This window comes from Nonomuraea longicatena (assembly GCF_039525605.1).
Classification (GTDB): Bacteria; Actinomycetota; Actinomycetes; order Streptosporangiales; family Streptosporangiaceae; genus Nonomuraea; species Nonomuraea longicatena.
The window spans coordinates 25726-42039 of the sequence record NZ_BAAAHQ010000060.1 but is presented as its reverse complement, the minus strand read 5'-3'; the positions used below and the strand labels follow the sequence as shown (position 1 = coordinate 42039).

At 70.8% G+C, this 16314-nt stretch carries 13 protein-coding genes; 11 read left to right on the top strand and 2 right to left on the bottom strand.

The window, feature by feature from the left end:
• From ABD120_RS38250 to ABD120_RS38210, 9 genes are all read left to right on the top strand, one after another.
• Positions 1–898, top strand: an 898-nt coding sequence (locus tag ABD120_RS38250) for a 2-oxo acid dehydrogenase subunit E2 (RefSeq protein ID WP_343955271.1), incomplete at its 5' end; no start/stop codon positions are given.
• A gap of 481 nt (positions 899–1379) precedes the next feature.
• On the top strand, positions 1380–1556 hold the full coding sequence (locus ABD120_RS38245; RefSeq protein WP_343955270.1) for a hypothetical protein: 177 nt from the start codon (positions 1380–1382) through the stop codon (positions 1554–1556).
• Positions 1557–1657: 101 nt separating this feature from the next.
• Positions 1658–2566 carry a TIGR01777 family oxidoreductase gene (locus ABD120_RS38240; protein WP_343955269.1) on the top strand — a complete coding sequence of 303 codons (909 nt, stop codon included), beginning with the start codon at positions 1658–1660 and terminating at the stop codon, positions 2564–2566.
• Between the two features lie 33 nt (positions 2567–2599).
• Positions 2600–3337, top strand: a complete 738-nt coding sequence (locus ABD120_RS38235) for a Type 1 glutamine amidotransferase-like domain-containing protein (RefSeq protein ID WP_343955268.1) — start codon at positions 2600–2602, stop codon at positions 3335–3337.
• 38 nt (positions 3338–3375) lie between these two features.
• Positions 3376–4062 carry a lipoyl(octanoyl) transferase LipB gene (gene lipB, locus ABD120_RS38230; RefSeq protein WP_343955267.1) on the top strand — a complete coding sequence of 229 codons (687 nt, stop codon included), beginning with the start codon at positions 3376–3378 and terminating at the stop codon, positions 4060–4062.
• 54 nt (positions 4063–4116) lie between these two features.
• Positions 4117–5046: a lipoyl synthase gene (lipA, locus tag ABD120_RS38225; RefSeq protein WP_343955266.1), complete on the top strand. Its 930-nt coding sequence runs from the start codon at positions 4117–4119 to the stop codon at positions 5044–5046.
• 175 nt (positions 5047–5221) lie between these two features.
• Positions 5222–7573, top strand: coding sequence for a beta-glucosidase H (locus ABD120_RS38220; RefSeq protein ID WP_343955265.1), 2352 nt, complete (start codon positions 5222–5224; stop codon positions 7571–7573).
• A 69-nt stretch (positions 7574–7642) separates the two neighbouring features.
• Positions 7643–8317: a DUF4191 domain-containing protein gene (locus ABD120_RS38215; RefSeq protein ID WP_343955264.1), complete on the top strand. Its 675-nt coding sequence runs from the start codon at positions 7643–7645 to the stop codon at positions 8315–8317.
• The gene (locus tag ABD120_RS38210; protein ID WP_343955263.1) at positions 8317–9078 is read left to right on the top strand and encodes a class I SAM-dependent methyltransferase; all 762 of its coding nucleotides are present in this window, start codon (positions 8317–8319) and stop codon (positions 9076–9078) included. The genes ABD120_RS38215 and ABD120_RS38210 overlap by 1 nt, the downstream gene beginning before the upstream one ends.
• Here ABD120_RS38210 and ABD120_RS38205 read toward each other — a convergent pair.
• Both ABD120_RS38205 and ABD120_RS38200 read right to left on the bottom strand, forming a co-directional pair.
• Positions 9039–13397 carry a GH92 family glycosyl hydrolase gene (locus ABD120_RS38205; RefSeq protein ID WP_343955262.1) on the bottom strand — a complete coding sequence of 1453 codons (4359 nt, stop codon included), beginning with the start codon at positions 13395–13397 and terminating at the stop codon, positions 9039–9041. The two genes, ABD120_RS38210 and ABD120_RS38205, sit on opposite strands and share 40 nt — an antisense overlap.
• 196 nt (positions 13398–13593) lie before the next feature.
• The gene (locus ABD120_RS38200; RefSeq protein WP_343955261.1) at positions 13594–14052 is read right to left on the bottom strand and encodes an RDD family protein; all 459 of its coding nucleotides are present in this window, start codon (positions 14050–14052) and stop codon (positions 13594–13596) included.
• Positions 14053–14194: 142 nt separating this feature from the next.
• Here ABD120_RS38200 and glnA point away from each other — a divergent pair, with 142 nt between their 5' ends.
• Both glnA and ABD120_RS38190 read left to right on the top strand, forming a co-directional pair.
• On the top strand, positions 14195–15619 hold the full coding sequence (glnA, locus tag ABD120_RS38195) for a type I glutamate--ammonia ligase (protein WP_343955260.1): 1425 nt from the start codon (positions 14195–14197) through the stop codon (positions 15617–15619).
• 270 nt (positions 15620–15889) lie between these two features.
• On the top strand, positions 15890–16204 hold the full coding sequence (locus tag ABD120_RS38190; protein WP_343955259.1) for a hypothetical protein: 315 nt from the start codon (positions 15890–15892) through the stop codon (positions 16202–16204).
• Positions 16205–16314 lie beyond the last annotated feature (110 nt).

Genomic DNA, 16314 nt, shown 5'->3' with positions numbered 1-16314 from the left:
TGAGGCCGCGAAGGCGCAGCGCGAGCAGGCCGCCGCGCCCGCCCCCGCTCCGGCTCCGGCCGCTCCCGCCGCACCCGCCAGTGCGCCCGCCGCGTCCCCGGCCGCCGCCGCAGCCCCGGCGGCCGCTCAGACGCCGGTCACGGCCGCACCCGAGGCGGTCGAGGTCGACACCACCCTGCGTGGCCGTACGGAGAAGATGACGCGCCTGCGCCAGACGATCTCCAAGCGCATGGTGGAGTCGCTGCAGACCGCCGCCCAGCTCACCTCCGTGGTCGAGGTGGACGTCACGAAGATCGCCCGCCTGCGGGCCAAGGCCAAGGACGACTTCCTGCGCCGCGAGGGCGTGAAGCTCACCTTCACGCCGTTCTTCGCGATGGCCACGGTCGAGGCGCTCAAGCAGCACCCCAAGCTCAACGCCACGATCAACAACGAGACCAACGAGGTGACGTACTTCGACGTCGAGAACCTCGGCCTCGCGGTCGACACCGAGCGCGGCCTGCTGGCGGCGGTCGTCAAGAACGCCGGCGACCTCAACCTCGCCGGTATCGCCCGCAAGATCACCGACCTCGCCGAGCGCACCCGCAACAACCAGGTGACGCCCGACGAGATCACCGGCGGCACGTTCACGCTCACCAACACCGGTAGCCGGGGCGCGCTGTTCGACACGCCGATCCTCAACCAGCCGCAGGTCGGCATGCTCGGGACCGGCGCGGTCGTCAAGCGTCCGGTCGTGGTCGACACGGCCGAGGGCGAGGTCATCGCGGTCCGCTCGATGGTGTACCTGGCGCTGACGTACGACCACAGGCTGGTCGACGGTGCGGACGCGGCGCGCTTCCTCACCACGATCAAGCGCCGCCTGGAGGAGGGCCGCTTCGAGGCGCAGCTGGGCCTCGCGTAAGGATCTCTCCTCTGTGGTGCTCGGGGGCCGGTGTTCCGACACCGGCCCCTTTGCCATGGAAATCCACGCTCCCGGCCCAGTTCCTCACTTCGCCTGACTCAAAAGCCCTCCCCTTCACGGCCCAGCCCCCCTCACCCCGCCCGCCGCACCCTCTTGACGGCCTCCAGGGTCACGCTCCTCCCCGCAGCCGCCTCCCGCCGTCACGCCGTCCGGTCACCCCCGGCCCGGCCCGCGTCGGCCGCCGTGAGAGGCGCCGACATTCACCGCACCCCACCCCACCGTCGCGGCGCCGGAAACCCCTCAGGGCCGAACACAACTCAGGGCCGGACACAACGTGCCCCCGGCCGGCCCCAGCCACTCATGGATCCCTCAGCCCTACGAGGCGCCACGTTCACCGCACCCTGCCATCGCGAACCCCTCAGGCGCGGACACACCGCGCCCACGACTCCCTCCGGAACCCACGCGCCCACGACTCCCCCGGATGGACACGGCGTGCCACGGCTCCGGCGGACGGGGGATGGCGGCGAAGGCGTGGGTGGTGGAGGGGCTGGAGAGCTACGGCAACGCGCCGGTGCTGCGCGATCATCCGCTGTTCGCGCGCACGGCCGTGTGGACGTTCCCCACGCGGCGACTCTCACTGTACGAGCGTGCGAGATGACAGTGGGTAACAGTGGTTTGCCGCAATACTGGGGCTGAGCTGACACCGGGCAGAACACAATCCTTGGTGCAGGCAGGCGGCACCCCAGGGAGGGTACGGGCGTGGACATCGTGGTGAGCGGGGCATCGGGGATGCTCGGGTCGGCGCTCGTATGGAGGCTGCGGGAGCGCGGCGACCGGGTGCTGACCCTGGTACGGCGCAGCGCCAGAGGCGGCGACGAGTCCCGGTGGGATCCGGACAGGGGCACGATCGACGCCGCCGCGATCGAGGGCGCCGACGCCGTCGTCCACCTGTCCGGGGCCGGGATCGCCGCGCGGCGCTGGAACGACGCCTACAAACGGCTGCTCGTGAGCAGCCGCCTGTCCAGCACCCGGACGCTGGTCACCGCCCTCGGCGGCCTGACGAGCCGGCCGAAGGTACTGGTGTCGGCCTCCGGCATCGACTTCTACGGCGACACCGGCGACCGTCTGGTGGACGAGAGCGCGGGCAGGGGTCCCGGGTTCATGCCCGACCTGTGCAAGCGGTGGGAGGGGGAGGCCCGGGAGGCCGAGTCCGCCGGGATCAGGACGGCGCAGTTGCGCACCGGAATGGTGCTCGGCCCGGACGGCGGCGCGCTGGCCCGGATGCTGCCGATCTTCCGGCTCGGGCTGGGGGCGCCGCTGGGCGACCCCCAGGGCTACTGGTCGTGGATCGCGCAGGACGACTGGGTCGGCGCCGTCCTCCACATCCTCGACGGCCACGCGGGCGGGGCACCGGGTCTCACGGGGCCGGTGAACCTGGTCAGCCCTGGTCCGGTGACCAAGGCCGAGTTCACCCGCGCGCTGGGCCGGGCGCTGGGCCGGCCGACGCTGCCGGTCTCGGTGCCGGGGTTCGCGCTCGGGGTGGGGCTGGGTGAGATGGCGGGGGCGGTGCTGTTGCCGAGCCATCGGGCGGTGCCGAAGAAGCTGGCGGACAACGGGTACAGGTTCGCCCATACGGGTCTCGATCAAGCTTTGGCCACCGTACTCTAGGCTGTTCCGACTCGACGTGGGGGGACCACCAACATGACCATGTCAGGCCAGTCTCACATCCTCGCCATCGGCGGCGGCTCGTTCCGCATGACCGAGCGCCACGGCTTCCTGGAGGCCAGCCCGCTGCTGCGCTACGGCCTCGACCTGACCGGCCAGGACCGCCCCAAGCTCGGACTGCTCGCGACGGCGATGGGCGACGACGCCGACTGGCTGCTGAAGATGTACGGCGCGTTCGCCGGGTGGGACGTCGAGGTGAGCCATCTGACGGTCTTCCCGATGCCGAACGTCGAAGACCCCCGGGCGTGGCTGCTCGAACAGGACATGGTCTACGTCTGCGGCGGCAGCGTGGCCAACCTGGCGGCGCTGTGGCGGCTGCACGGCCTGGACGAGGCGTTCGAGGAGGCGTGGCGGGCCGGGGTGGTGCTGTCGGGCCAGAGCGCGGGCGCGCTGTGCTGGCACGTGGGCGGCAACACCGACTCCTTCGGCCCCAAGTTGCGGGTCTGGGCCGACGGGCTGGCGCTGCTGCCGTACTCCTGCGGGGTGCACTACAACTCCGACCCGCAGCGGCGGCGGCTGCTGCACGCCTCGGTCGCCAGCGGCGAGCTGCCGGACGGGTACGCTGCCGACGAGGGTGTGGCGCTGCACTACGTGGGCACCGAGTTCATCCAGGCCGTCACGGTCGATCCGGCTGGTTACGCCTACCGGGTGGAGCACGACGGCGCGGACGGGGCGAAGGAGTTCCGGATCGAGCCTCGGCTGCTGACGTCCTGAATTACCCTTGATGGGTGAGGGAACGACACAATGCACATATGCGCCACTCCTTGGCCATTGTGCGGCTCGGGGTAGACGTCCCCTACGAACAGGCCTGGACCCTCCAACGATGGTTGCACGGCAGACGTCTGGCCGGAGAGGCCGATGACACGTTCCTGATCCTGGAGCACGCCCCCGTCTACACGGCGGGGCGGCGGACGGCCCAGCAGGAACGTCCCTCCGACGGCACTCCGGTGGTCGACGTCGACCGAGGCGGCCGGATCACCTGGCACGGACCGGGGCAGCTCGTCGGCTACCCGATCGTGGCGGTGTCCGACACCGTCGAGTACGTGCGGCGCCTGGAGGACGCGATGATCCAGGTCTGCGCGGACTTCGGGGTGAGCGCCCGGCGGATCCCCGAACTGGGCGGGGTGTGGGCGGTCGGCGACCGGGTGCTCGGCCTGCCGGACCGCATGCTCGGCGCGGTCGGCATCCGGGTCTCGCGCGGGGTGGCCATGCACGGGTTCGCGCTCAACTGCGCCAACGACCCGCGCTGGTTCGAGCGCATCGTGCCGTGCGGCATCCCCGGGGTGGGTGTCTCGTCGCTGTCGGCGGAGACCGGGCGCCGGATCGTGGTCGAGGACGTCATGCCGGTCATGGAGAAGCGGCTGGCCGAGGCGCTGGGGCTGGAGTCGTACGAGCTGCACGAGGAAGATCTGATGCGGCGCCGACCGGGTTCTTCCTAGCCGAATACGACAGGTCCGGTCATGGGATGTATCCAGGGGACGTAAGCTGGGGCGGTGACCGTTGCTCCTGATGGCCGGAAGCTCCTCCGCTTGGAGGTGCGAAACGCCGAAACCCCGATCGAGCGCAAGCCCCCGTGGATCAAGACCAAGCTGAAGACGGGCCCTGAGTACACCGAGCTGAAGTCGCTGGTGCGCCGGGAGGGTCTGCACACGGTCTGCGAAGAGGCGGGCTGTCCCAATATCTACGAGTGCTGGGAGGATCGCGAGGCGACCTTCCTCATCGGCGGCGACCAGTGCACCCGCCGCTGCGACTTCTGCCTGATCGACACCGGCAAGCCCCAGGAGTACGACAGGGACGAGCCGCGCCGGGTGGCCGAGTCCGTGCAGCAGATGGGCCTGCGCTACGCCACCGTGACCGGCGTGGCGCGCGACGACCTGCCCGACGGCGGCGCCTGGCTCTACGCCGAGACCGCGCGCCAGATCCACGCGCTGCTGCCCGGCTGCGGCGTCGAGTTGCTGGTGCCCGACTTCAACGCCGAACGCGCGGCCGTGGACGAGGTCATCTCCAGCCGGCCCGAGGTGTTCGCGCACAACATCGAGACCGTGCCGCGCATCTTCAAGCGCATCCGGCCGGGCTTCCGCTATGAGCGGTCGCTGTCGGTGATCACGATGGCCCGCGAGGCGGGGCTGGTGACCAAGTCCAACCTGATCCTCGGCATGGGCGAGGAGCGCCACGAGATCATCGAGGCGATGCGCGACCTCCACTCGGCGGGCACCGACCTGCTGACCATCACCCAGTACCTCCGCCCGACGCCGCGCCACCACCCGGTCGACCGGTGGGTCAAGCCGCAGGAGTTCGTGGAGTTGCAGGCCGAGGCCGAGGCGATCGGCTTCGCCGGGGTCATGTCCGGCCCGCTGGTCCGCTCGTCCTACCGGGCGGGCAAGCTCTACAAGCAGGCCGTCGAGGCCCGTCAGACCACCTGATCCGGCTGCTCGCCCAGGGCCGCTTCCCGTCACGGCGGGTTCACGCGGGCGCCGCGACACCTCGATCCGAGGAGTTGCGACGACCCCCTTGGAACCGCCCGCCGGGGGCGGCCCTTTGCCGTACGCGTGGGCCACGGGCCTGTCGATCGCCCGGTTTTCTGGTCAGACTGGGCGGGTGGACTTCGACGACCTGCTCGCCAGGCTCGACCTAGGCACCAAGATCCGCCTCCTGACCGGCGCCGACCTGTGGTCGCTGCCCGCCCTGCCGGAGATCGGCCTCGCCAGGCTCGTGATGAGCGACGGGCCGATCGGGGTGCGCGGCGAGCAGTGGAATCCGCAGGACCCGTCCGTCGCGCTGCCGAGCCCCACCGCGCTGGCCGCCACCTGGGACCTCGACCTGGTACGGCGGGCCGGGCGGCTGCTGGCCCAGGAGGCGCGGCGCAAGGGAGTGCACGTGCTGCTCGCCCCGACGCTCAACCTGCACAGGACTCCGCTCGGCGGGCGGCACTTCGAGTGCTTCTCCGAGGACCCGCTGCTGACCGGCGAGGTGGCGGCGGCCTACGTCGAGGGCGTGCAGGCGGGCGGGGTGGCGGCCACGCCCAAGCACTTCGTCGCGAACGACTCGGAGACCGACCGGTTCACCGTGGACGTCCGGGTGGCCGAGCGGGTGCTGCGGGAGATGTACCTGGCGCCGTTCGAGCGGGTCGTGCGGGCGGGGGCGTGGGGGGTGATGAGCGCCTACAACTCCGTCAACGGGACGACCATGACCGAGCACGCGGAGCTGGTCGGCGGGGTGCTGAAGCGGGAGTGGGGGTTCGACGGGTTCGTGGTGTCCGACTGGACGGCCGTGCGCTCGACCGAGGCGGCGGCGCTGGGCGGCACCGACGTGGCCATGCCGGGTCCCGGCGGGCCGTGGGGCGCGAAACTGGAGGCGGCGGTGCGGGAGGGGCGGGTGCCGGAGGCGGTCGTGGACGACCGGGTCCGGCGTGTCCTCCGCCTCGCCCACCGGACCGGCGCCCTCACCACCGCCCGAGGGGACGCCGGGTTCGGCGGTGGGCACCGTACGGATGAGGATGTGGACGGGGTGGCGCTGGCGCGGGAGCTGGCCGCGCGGTCGTTCACGCTGCTGGAGAACGACGGCGTGCTGCCGCTCACGGGCGTGCGGACGGTGGCCCTCATCGGGGCCGCCGCCGCGCAGGCGCGCGTCATGGGCGGCGGCAGCGCCCAGGTCTTCCCCGAGCGCGTCGTATCCCCGCTGGACGGACTGCGCGCACGTGACGGCGTCGAGGTCCGGTACGCCCTGGGCGCCGACCCGCGCGTCCGCCTGGACCCGCTGACCGGGCCCGCCACGCTCGTGTTCCTGGACGCCGACGACCGCCCTCTGAAGCGGGAGACGCTGCCCGGCACGCAGGCCCGATGGCTCGGCGGCCTGCCTGAGCGCCTGGCTGCGGCGGAACTCCGCACCGTGTACACACCGGACGTCTCGGGCGAGCACGTCTTCTCCGTGGCGGGCGCGGGCGCCTACACGATGACGGTCGCGGGCCGGGTCGTCCTCGACGAGGTCATCACCGTCGCGGACCCGGCCATCGCCTTCCTGTCGCCGCCGGAGCGGCGGGTGAGCGTACCGCTTGAGGCGGGGGTGCCGGTGGAGGTCGCGGTGCGGCACCCGGCGGCGTCCGGCATGGTGTCGTTCACGCTCGGGCACACCGCTCCGAGCCTCCCGGCGGAGGAGCTGATCGCCGAGGCCGCCCGTACGGCGGCGGCCTGCGACGTGGCCGTGGTGGTCGTGGCCACCACGCCCGAGGTGGAGTGCGAGGGCTTCGACCGCGACTCGCTCAGACTGCCGGGCCGCCAGGACGACCTCGTCGAGGCCGTGGCGGCGGCCAACCCGCGCACGGTCGTCGTCGTCAACACCGGCTCCCCTGTGGAGATGCCGTGGGCGGAGCGGGTGGCGGCGGTGCTGCTCACCTGGTTCCCCGGGCAGGAGGCGGGCGACGCGCTGGCCGATGTGCTGTTCGGCGCCGCCGAACCGGGCGGGCGGCTGCCCACGACCTGGCCGGTACGGCTGGCGGACTGCCCGGTCGTGGACACCGCGCCGGTGGAGGGGGCGCTGCCGTACGAGGAGGGGGTGTTCATCGGGTACCGGGGCTGGGAGCGGTCGGCGCTCGCGCCCGCGTACTGGTTCGGGCACGGTCTCGGCTACACCTCGTGGCGCTACGACGCGATCGAGGCGGGCCCGTCCGCTGTGACGGTGATGGTGACGAACACCGGCACGCGGCACGGCCGGGAGGTCGTGCAGGTCTATCTGGCGCCGCAGGTGCCGGACGGGCGTCCGGCGCGGTGGCTGGCGGGTTTCGACGTGGTCGAGGCGGGGCCCGGCGAGAGCGCGGTGACCACGGTGTTCCTGCCCGAGCGGGCCTTCCAGACGTGGACGGAGGCCGGCTGGCGGACCGTCACGGGCACGTACGCCGTCGAGGTCGGCCGCAGTTGCGCCGACCGGCGACTGTCGGCCTCCGTGGTCCGCTGAGCCTCATCCGTCACAGAACGGATGGTCACGTTTTCCTTTCGGACCCCAGAGGTTTGTATCCTTCAGAACATGGCAACCGCAGAAGAGAAGCCGGGGCGTCTGAAGCAGCTCCGCATGATCGCGCAGATCATCAAGCAGGTCAATCCCAAGGGCCTGCCGATCGTGTTCCTCTCGGCGGTCGCCACGCTGGTCGTTGCCGTCGTCATCGGCCTGGTGATCGACCAGCTGATCTACTCGATCATCCTGGGCATCATGCTGGCGCTGACGGTCGGCCTGGTCGTGTTCGGCCAGCTCGCGCAGCGCGCCCAGTACTCCATCCTGCACGGCCAGACCGGCGCCGCCGCCGCCGTCCTGCAGGGCATGCGGGGCAACTGGCAGGTCACCCCGGCCATCGCGGTCAACCGCGACCAGGACCTGATCCACATGGTGGTCGGCTTCCCCGGCGTGGTGCTGGTCTCCGAGGGGCCGGGCAACCGGGTGGCCAAGATGCTGGCCGCCGAGAAGAAGCGCGTCTCCCGCGTGGCGCTGGGCGTGGAGATCTACGACATCCAGTGCGGCGACGGCGAGGGCCAGGTGCCGCTCGGCAAGCTGCAGCGGCACATCATGAAGCTGCCGCGCAACCTGAAGAAGCCGTCCGTCAACGAGATCAAGGACCGCGTGCGCTCGCTGCCCAAGAACATGCCGCTGCCCAAGGGCCCGATGCCCAAGGGTGCCCGCATGCCGCGCGGCCCCAAGATGCGCTAGTGCCGTCCGACTCCTCCCGGGCCAACCGGTACTGGTGGGACGGCAACGCGGACGAGTACCAAAGTGAGCACGGCGGCCATCTGGGCGACGTGCGGTTCGTCTGGTGCCCGGAGGGTCTCGACGAGGCCGACGCGCGCCTGCTCGGCGAGGTGCGCGGGCGTGCGGTGCTGGAGGTCGGCTGCGGTGCCGCCCAGTGCGGGCGCTGGCTGGTCGCGCAGGGGGCGCGGGTGGCGGCCTTCGACATCTCCCATCGCCAGTTGCGCCACGCCCGGCGCATCGACCTCGACACGGGCCTGACGGTGCCGGTGGCGCAGGCGGACGCCGAGGCGCTGCCGTACCGCGACGACGTCTTCGACCTGGCCTGCTCGGCGTTCGGCGCGCTGCCGTTCGTGGCCGATCCGCTCGCGGTCCTGCGGGAGGTGCGCCGGGTGGTGCGGCCGGGCGGGCGGTTCGTCTTCTCGGTGAGCCATCCGATCCGGTGGGCCTTTCCCGACGATCCCGGGCCTCGCGGGCTCACCGCCGACCGGTCGTACTTCGACCGCACGCCGTACACGGAGGAGGGTCCGGACGGCACGCTCGCCTACGTCGAGCACCACCGCACGCTGGGTGACTGGGTGGGGCTCGTGAGCGGGGCCGGTCTCCGGCTCCAGACGCTGCTGGAGCCGGAGTGGCCTGCGGGCCACGACCGCGTGTGGGGCGGGTGGAGTCCGCTGCGCGGCCGTCACCTGCCGGGGACGGCGATCTTCTCCTGCCTCGTCTGACACTGGCCGGTCGAGGGCCCCTCGACCGTGTTGGGCAGACCGTTGGTGGTGGGCGGCGGGGTGTTGGACGTGCACGTGAGCGGCCCCTTCACCGCCGAGGCGGCGATGAGCGGGCCGTCGTTGCGGGTGAGCGCGACCGGGCCGCCGACCTCGATGTCCTCCAGGGTCAGCTCGCCGACCTCCGTGGCGGTCAGCGGGCCTCGTACCTCCGCGCCGAGGAGGGCGACCGTACGGGCGCCGGTGGCGGTGAGCGGGCCGCCGAGGCGTGCGCCGCCGAGCGCCACCAGCGACGCCCCGGCTCGGACGGTGACCGGGCCGCTCACCTCGGCGCCCGGGGCCAGGCAGGTGACGCCGTCCGCGACGGTGAGCGGGCCCCGGTGCGTTCCGGTGATCGTGCGGGCGCAGGCGGGGTCGGGTGCGGCGAGGAGTTCGAGTTCGGCGAGCGTGCCGGGGGCGGTGAGCCGGTAGTGGGCGTACCTGCCCGGCTGGGCGATCTTGAAGGGGCGCGTCTGCCGCGCCCAGGCGAACCGCTCGCCTCGGCGTTCGTCGACGACGGTCCAGGTGGTGCCGTCGAGTGAGCCCTCCAGTTTCCACGCGGCCGGCGCGCCGGAGGCGGCCGAGGTGAGCGTGTAGTAGGCGGCCCGCTCCGGGGCCGCCGCCCGCAGGGTGACGGGGGCGGTGAGGGTGTGCTGGGTGGCCGAGGTGTCGTCGGACAACGCGGCCGGGCCGCCGCCGACGGCGAGGTCGCGCATCGGGCGCGGCTGCTCGCCGTCGGGGGTGATCGAGGTGAGCGGCTCGCCCCACGCCGACGGCTCGGGCCCCATCTCGAAGTCCAGTACGGCGCCGCCCGCGATCACCTCGTGCGGCAGCGAGGTGGCCGCCCACGGCCGGCCGTTCACCTTCAGCCCCTGGACGTAGACGTTGTCCGCGCTGTTGCGCGGGGCGTTGACGACCAGGTCGCGTCCGGACGGCAGGTGCACGACGGCCTTGGTGAACAGCGGCGAGCCGACCGTGTAGTGGGGGCTGCCGACCTGGAGGGGGTAGAGGCCGAGGGCGCTGAACAGGTACCAGGCCGACATCTCGCCGTTGTCCTCGTCGCCCGGGTAGCCCTGGCCGAGTTCGCTGCCGAGGTAGAGGCGGGAGAGGATCTCGCGCACCTTGGCCTGGGTCTTCCACGGTTGTCCCGCGTAGTTGTACATGTACGGGATGTGGTGGGAGGGCTGGTTGCTGTGGCCGTACTGGCCCATGCGCACGTCCCTGGCCTCGCGCATCTCGTGGATGACGCCGCCGTACGAGCCGGTGCGCGTGGCGGTCTCCGGGGTGGCGAAGAAGGCGTCGAGCTTGGCGGCCAGGGCCGCGCGGCCGCCGTGGAGGGCGGCGAGGCCGACGCCGTCCTGAGGGGCGTGGAAGGCCATGTTCCAGCCGTTGGTCTCGGTGTAGTCGTGGCCCCACACGGCCGGGTCGTAGGCGGCCGGGCCGTGGCGGAAGGTCCCGGTGGAGGTACGCCCCTGGAAGAAGCCGACGGCGGGGTCGAACATGGTGACGTAGTTGAGGGCGCGACTCCTGAAATATTCGGCCTCTTCCAGATATTTCGTCTTTTCGGGGCCGGTGGTGGTCTCGGCCAGCGCCTTGGCCATCTCGGCGATGCCGAAGTCGTTGATATAGCCGTCCACCGCCCAGGACATGCCCTCGCCGACCTCGTTCAGCGCCGTGTACCCCCGGAAGACCGAGGTGGCCATGCCCTTGCGGCCGACGGAGGCGTTCGGCGGCACCGTGGTCGCGTTGCGCAGCGCCGCCTCGTAGGCGGCCTTGGCGTCGAAGCCGCGCACGCCCTTGGTGTAGGCGTCGGCGAAGGCCACGTCCGAACTGGTGCCCACCATCAGGTCGGCGTACCCGGGCGAGGACCAGCGAGCGATCCAGCCGCCGTCGCGGTACTGCTGCACGAACCCGTCCACCAACTCCCCCGCCTGCGGCGACAGCAGCGCGTAGGCGGGCCAGGTGGTGCGGTAGGTGTCCCAGAAGCCGTTGTTGACGTAGATCTTGCCGTCCACGACCTTCGCCCCGGTCCGGGTGGGTGTGTTCGGCCCGGCCGGCGGCGAGACCGGGCTCGCGTACCTGGGCCCCGACGGGGTGTTCTCGAAGCCCGAGTTCGGATACAGGAACAGCCGGTAGAGGTTGGAGTACAGCGTGACCAGCCGGTCCTCTGAGGCGCCCTCGACCTCGATCACGCCCAGCCGCTGCTCCCAGGCCCGCTTGGCGCGCGCCCTGACCTGCTCGAAGCCGTCGGCCTCCGTCAGCAGGTTGAGCCGGGCCTGCTCGACACCGATGAGAGAGGTCGCGATGCGCATCTCCACCCGTTTGGCGGCGAAGGCCGCGTAGCCGGTGACGTTGTCGCGCCCGGCCCCGGTCAGCTTGCCGCCCGCCGTGACCGGCTGGTCGAACACCGCGTACACGAACATGCGGGTCGAGCCCGCCGACAGGCCGCTGCGGGCGTCGGTGTAGCCGGTGACGACGCCGTCCGGCGAGATCGTCAGGCCGCCCTCGTTCGACTGATTGTCGAAGATCAGGCTGCCCCCGTCGCCGGGGAAGGTGAAGCGGAAGACCGCCGCATGGTCGGCGGGGGCGATCTCGGTGCGGATGCCGTTGCGCAGGTCCACGCCGTAGTAGTAGGGCCTGGCGGTCTCCGCGTCATGACTGAATCCCGTGGCCCGCGCCACCCGGTCGGGGTCGGGCCTGGCCAGCAGAGACGGCATGACCTGGAAGGACTGCCGGTCGCCCATCCACGGGCTGGGCTGGTGCGAGGCGGCGAACGCCTGGATCGTGGGCACGTTGTCGGCGTTGCCGTTGCGGTGGTACTCATACAGCCACGAGTTCGAGCCAGAGCCGGTCACCGGCGTCCAGAAGTTGAACCCGTGCGGCACCGCCGTGGCGGGGAAGGTGTTGCCGCGCGAGAAGCCGCCGCTCGAATGGGTGCCCCGGGTGGTGACGGCGTAGTCGGCGAGGCTGTCCCTGCGGCCGTCCGGCGCGGGCGCGAGCGTGATGTCGTCCACCCAGCCCTTGAACGGCAGCGGCCCGGCCGGGCCGTCGTAGGCGAGCAGGACGCGCCGGACCCGCTTGCCCGCCGCCACGGCGCCGAGCGGGATCCGCTTCAGGTTCCACTGGTCGGCGTACAGGGTCTTGGAGGCGCCCTGCTCGCGAGCGCGCGCGGCGATCCCGTGATGGTCGCGCGCCGTCAGCTCGCTGAGGCGGGTGCCGTCGTCGAAGGTCAGGTCGAGGGCGGCGTACGTGCTCGGGTAGCTCATCGAGGCGCCCGTGAACTCGGGGAAGACCTTGTAGACGAGTTCGGTGTCGGAGGCGACGGGGACGTCGGTCTCGAACACCTTGTTGGTCGCGTGGCCGCCCTGCTCGCGGGTGGTGCCGCCGGAGTAGCGCAGCGCGTGCAGGCCCGTGTATCCGGCGCGCGGCTTGGCCGTGAACCCGGCGCTGGGCCCCGGGCCGGTCAGCGTGCGCATCGGGGCGGGCGGGCGCGGCGCGGTGTCGCCGTCCGACAACTGCAGTTCGGCCAGTTGCAGGATGTTCCCGGCGTGGTTGCGGGTGATGTTCAGGCGGTAGTGGAGGTACGGCGCGGGCGCGGTGACCTGGAACTCACGCTGCCGCAGGCGGCCCGGGAAGCTCTCGCCCGACCGGGTGTCGACGGCGGTCCAGGTGCGGCCGTCGGCCGAGCCTTCGAGCGCCCAGTCGGCAGGATCCCGTTCGGGGGCGTCGTTGGCGCTGGCCAGGGCGTATCTGACGACCTTGACGGGCTGCGCCAGCCGGACCGTCACCCAGCCGGTGGAGGTGAAGACGAGCCACTTGGTGTTGACGTCGCCGTCGAGGAGGTTCTCCTTGATCTCTCCGGCCGAGGCGTACTCGCCGCTGGCGCCGACCTCGACGATCTCGTCGGTGATGTTTCCCGGGATGCCGCCGGTGGCGTTGCCGGTGATCCCCTCGGGGGTGAGGCCGTCCTCGCCGGTGTTGGCCCAGGTGGGCTGGGGGTCTCCGGGTTCCAGCGAGGAGAAGAACAGGGCTCCGGGAGGGGCGGTGGCGCCGCGGGCCGGTGCGGGGCTTCCGGCGCGTCCGGGGTGTTCTGTGCGTCCAGGCTCTTCGGGACTTCCGGGGTCTTCCGGACGTCCCTGGTCGAGGGGGGCGGGGTGCGTGGGGGCCGAGGACGGGGCGTCCGACGGCAGTGGTGACGGCGGTGGGTCGGCCGCCGCCACCCCGGGTAAGGCCATGACCGCGAGTACGGCGGTCGTCACGACCACGAGTCGTGTGCGTCGCATGCGAGCCTCCTGACAACGTTGTCACCAGGAGAATCCGCCCCGACAACGTTGTCAACGCACATCTTTGTGTCGTCACGGCGAGAACGCCGTGAGCCCGAGGAGCGGCGCTCGACGGGCGGGCATCGAGGACGGCGGGGCGCGGTGGATGGGCTTCGCCGTGAAAGGGGGAGATTGTCCGCCTGCGTGAGCAGGCGGGTCACACGCGGACGACCACCGTGTTCGACGTGCGGTCGTGGATACCGCGCTGGTCGCGGTCGAAGACCAGCGCCGGGACGACCAGGAGCAGCAGGATCGTCCGCACGGCCACCGGCAGCAGGCGCGGGTTGCCGCCGTCCATCGCCGCCACCCTGATGTTCATCAGGCGGTGGCCGAACGTCTGCCCCAGGAAGCCGACCAGCACGAGGTACTGCGCCGCGAACACCAGCGCGGGCACCCACGGCGACTGGGCCGGTGCGATCCCCAGGATCGCCTGGGTGATGCCCCACGTGCAGATGAGCCAGTCGATGACCAGCGCGCCGATGCGGCGGCCCCAGCCCGCAGTCGACCCGCTGCCCTCCTCCGGCAGGCCCAGGCGCTCACCCGGGTGGCCGAGGTCGATCCCGGCGGAGCGCACGCCGCCGAGCCAGGTCTGGGTCCAACGGGGCTCCTTGCTCATGGACACCACGGTATCCGGCGCACCGACCGGTCGCGCTCACGGCCCGCGCCCGTGCTTAACACCGGTGAAACAAGCGAGACACGGTGTGGAAATCGCCTGCTCCTACGGTCGGGCTGATACCCGTCCCCAGGGAGGTTCGAGAGTGTTCAGCTCCGCCGACGACGTCCTGAAGTTCATCAGCGACGAAGGGGTGCAGTTCGTCGATGTCAGGTTCACCGACCTGCCGGGGACGACGCACCATTTCACCTTCCCGGTCGAGAACTTCGGCGCGAACGTCTTCACCGACGGCCTGATGTTCGACGGTTCGTCCATCCGAGGGTTCCAGGCCATCCACGAGTCGGACATGCTGCTGCTGCCCGACCCGACGAGCGCGGTCCTCGACCCGTTCCGCCAGCACAAGACGCTCAACATCAACTTCTTCGTGCACGACCCGCTCACCGGCGAGGCCTACAGCCGCGACCCGCGCAACGTGGCCCGCAAGGCGGAGGAATACCTCAAGGGCACCGGCATCGCCGACACGGTCTTCTTCGGCCCCGAGGCGGAGTTCTACATCTTCGACGACGTCCGCTTCGAGACCAGGGAGAACGCGGGCTACTACTACATCGACTCGATCGAGGGCGCCTGGAACACCGGCAAGGCCACCGAGGGCGGCAACCTGGGTTACAAGCCGCGCTACAAGGGCGGCTACTTCCCGGTCCCGCCGATGGACCACTTCACCGACCTGCGCTCGGAGATGGTCCGCAACCTCATCGAGTGCGGCATCGACGTCGAGATGCAGCACCACGAGGTGGGCACCGCCGGCCAGGCCGAGATCGACTTCAAGTTCGGCACGCTGCTGAAGACCGCCGACAACCTGATGCTCTACAAGTACATCATCAAGAGCACGGCACTGGAGTACGGCCACACCGTCACGTTCATGCCCAAGCCGATCTTCGGTGACAACGGCTCCGGCATGCACTGCCACCAGTCGCTGTGGAAGGACGGCGCGCCGCTGTTCTACGACGAGGTCGGCTACGCGGGGCTGTCCGACACCGCCCGCCACTACATCGGCGGCCTGCTCAAGCACGCGCCGTCGCTGCTGGCCTTCACCAACCCGACGGTCAACTCCTACCACCGGCTGGTGCCCGGCTACGAGGCACCGGTCAACCTGGTCTACTCGCAGCGCAACCGCTCGGCCTGCGTGCGCATCCCGATCACCGGGTCCAACCCGAAGGCCAAGCGCATCGAGTTCCGGGTGCCCGACCCGTCGTGCAACCCGTACTTCGCCTTCGCGGCGATGCTGATGGCGGGCATCGACGGCATCCGCAACAAGATCGAGCCGCCGGAGCCGGTCGACAAGGACCTGTACGAGCTGCCTCCGGAGGAGGCCCGCAACATCCCGCAGGTGCCCGGCTCGCTCACCGACGTCCTCGCCGCCCTTGAGGCCGACCACGACTACCTGCTCGAAGGCGGCGTCTTCACGCCCGACCTGATCGAGACGTGGATCTCCTACAAGCGCGAGTTCGAGGTCGACCCGATCCGGCTGCGCCCGCACCCGCACGAGTTCGAGTTGTACTACGACGTGTGACGGCAAGGTTTTCCGTCCTCGGCGACCTTCCCGGGCATGGGCGTTGAGCTGGGAAACCCATCTCTTCTCGTCCTCTGACCGAGCGAAACGGCCCGGCATCGAATATCGATGCCGGGCCGTTTCCGCACTTTTGAGAGGACTCAGTCGGACCCCTCGTGCACGTACCGCGTGTCCTCCCACGCAGACCTGAGCCGCCCCAATAATGACTACGCTTCGCAGTCATTCCATGGCAGCATGTAGCCAAGCGATTCACGGGCACAGGGAGGCAACGTGCGAACGCTCAGGCATCGGCTGCAGGCTACGGCAGCCGTCATCGGCACGGTGGCGACCATCACGTTCGGCACGCCTGTCCAAGCGCAGGCTGCCACAGGATGGCTTCACATCAGTCGCCACGATTCCATACTCAATCCACCGAAAGGCTGCCACCGATATTGGGTAGATGATGTGACCGTGGTCAACAACACCAACGCCACCATTAGCTTCTATGGGGACGTCGAGTGTTTCACCAACGCGATCAAGATAATTCATGCAGGACAACAGGGCCCTATTAGAGGAGTAAGTCAGTCATACCTCGTCTGGGGTTAGCCGCACCCGTCTGGCGCCATCACCCTGCGACGAGTTCCGAGCAGATCCCCGCCTCCGACGATCCGGATGACCGAACGGAGCCCCCCCAAGGATCAAGGAACCGTCTCCTC

Excerpts from the sequence above, each read along its gene's own strand:
- ABD120_RS38245 (WP_343955270.1), top strand. The coding sequence starts at position 1,380 with ATGGACACGGCGTGCCACGGCTCCGGCGGACGGGGGATGGCGGCGAAG.
- ABD120_RS38205 (WP_343955262.1), bottom strand. The coding sequence starts at position 13,397 with ATGCGACGCACACGACTCGTGGTCGTGACGACCGCCGTACTCGCGGTC.
- ABD120_RS38235 (WP_343955268.1), top strand. The coding sequence starts at position 2,600 with ATGACCATGTCAGGCCAGTCTCACATCCTCGCCATCGGCGGCGGCTCG.
- lipB (WP_343955267.1), top strand. The coding sequence starts at position 3,376 with ATGCGCCACTCCTTGGCCATTGTGCGGCTCGGGGTAGACGTCCCCTAC.
- ABD120_RS38215 (WP_343955264.1), top strand. The coding sequence starts at position 7,643 with ATGGCAACCGCAGAAGAGAAGCCGGGGCGTCTGAAGCAGCTCCGCATG.
- ABD120_RS38200 (WP_343955261.1), bottom strand. The coding sequence starts at position 14,052 with ATGAGCAAGGAGCCCCGTTGGACCCAGACCTGGCTCGGCGGCGTGCGC.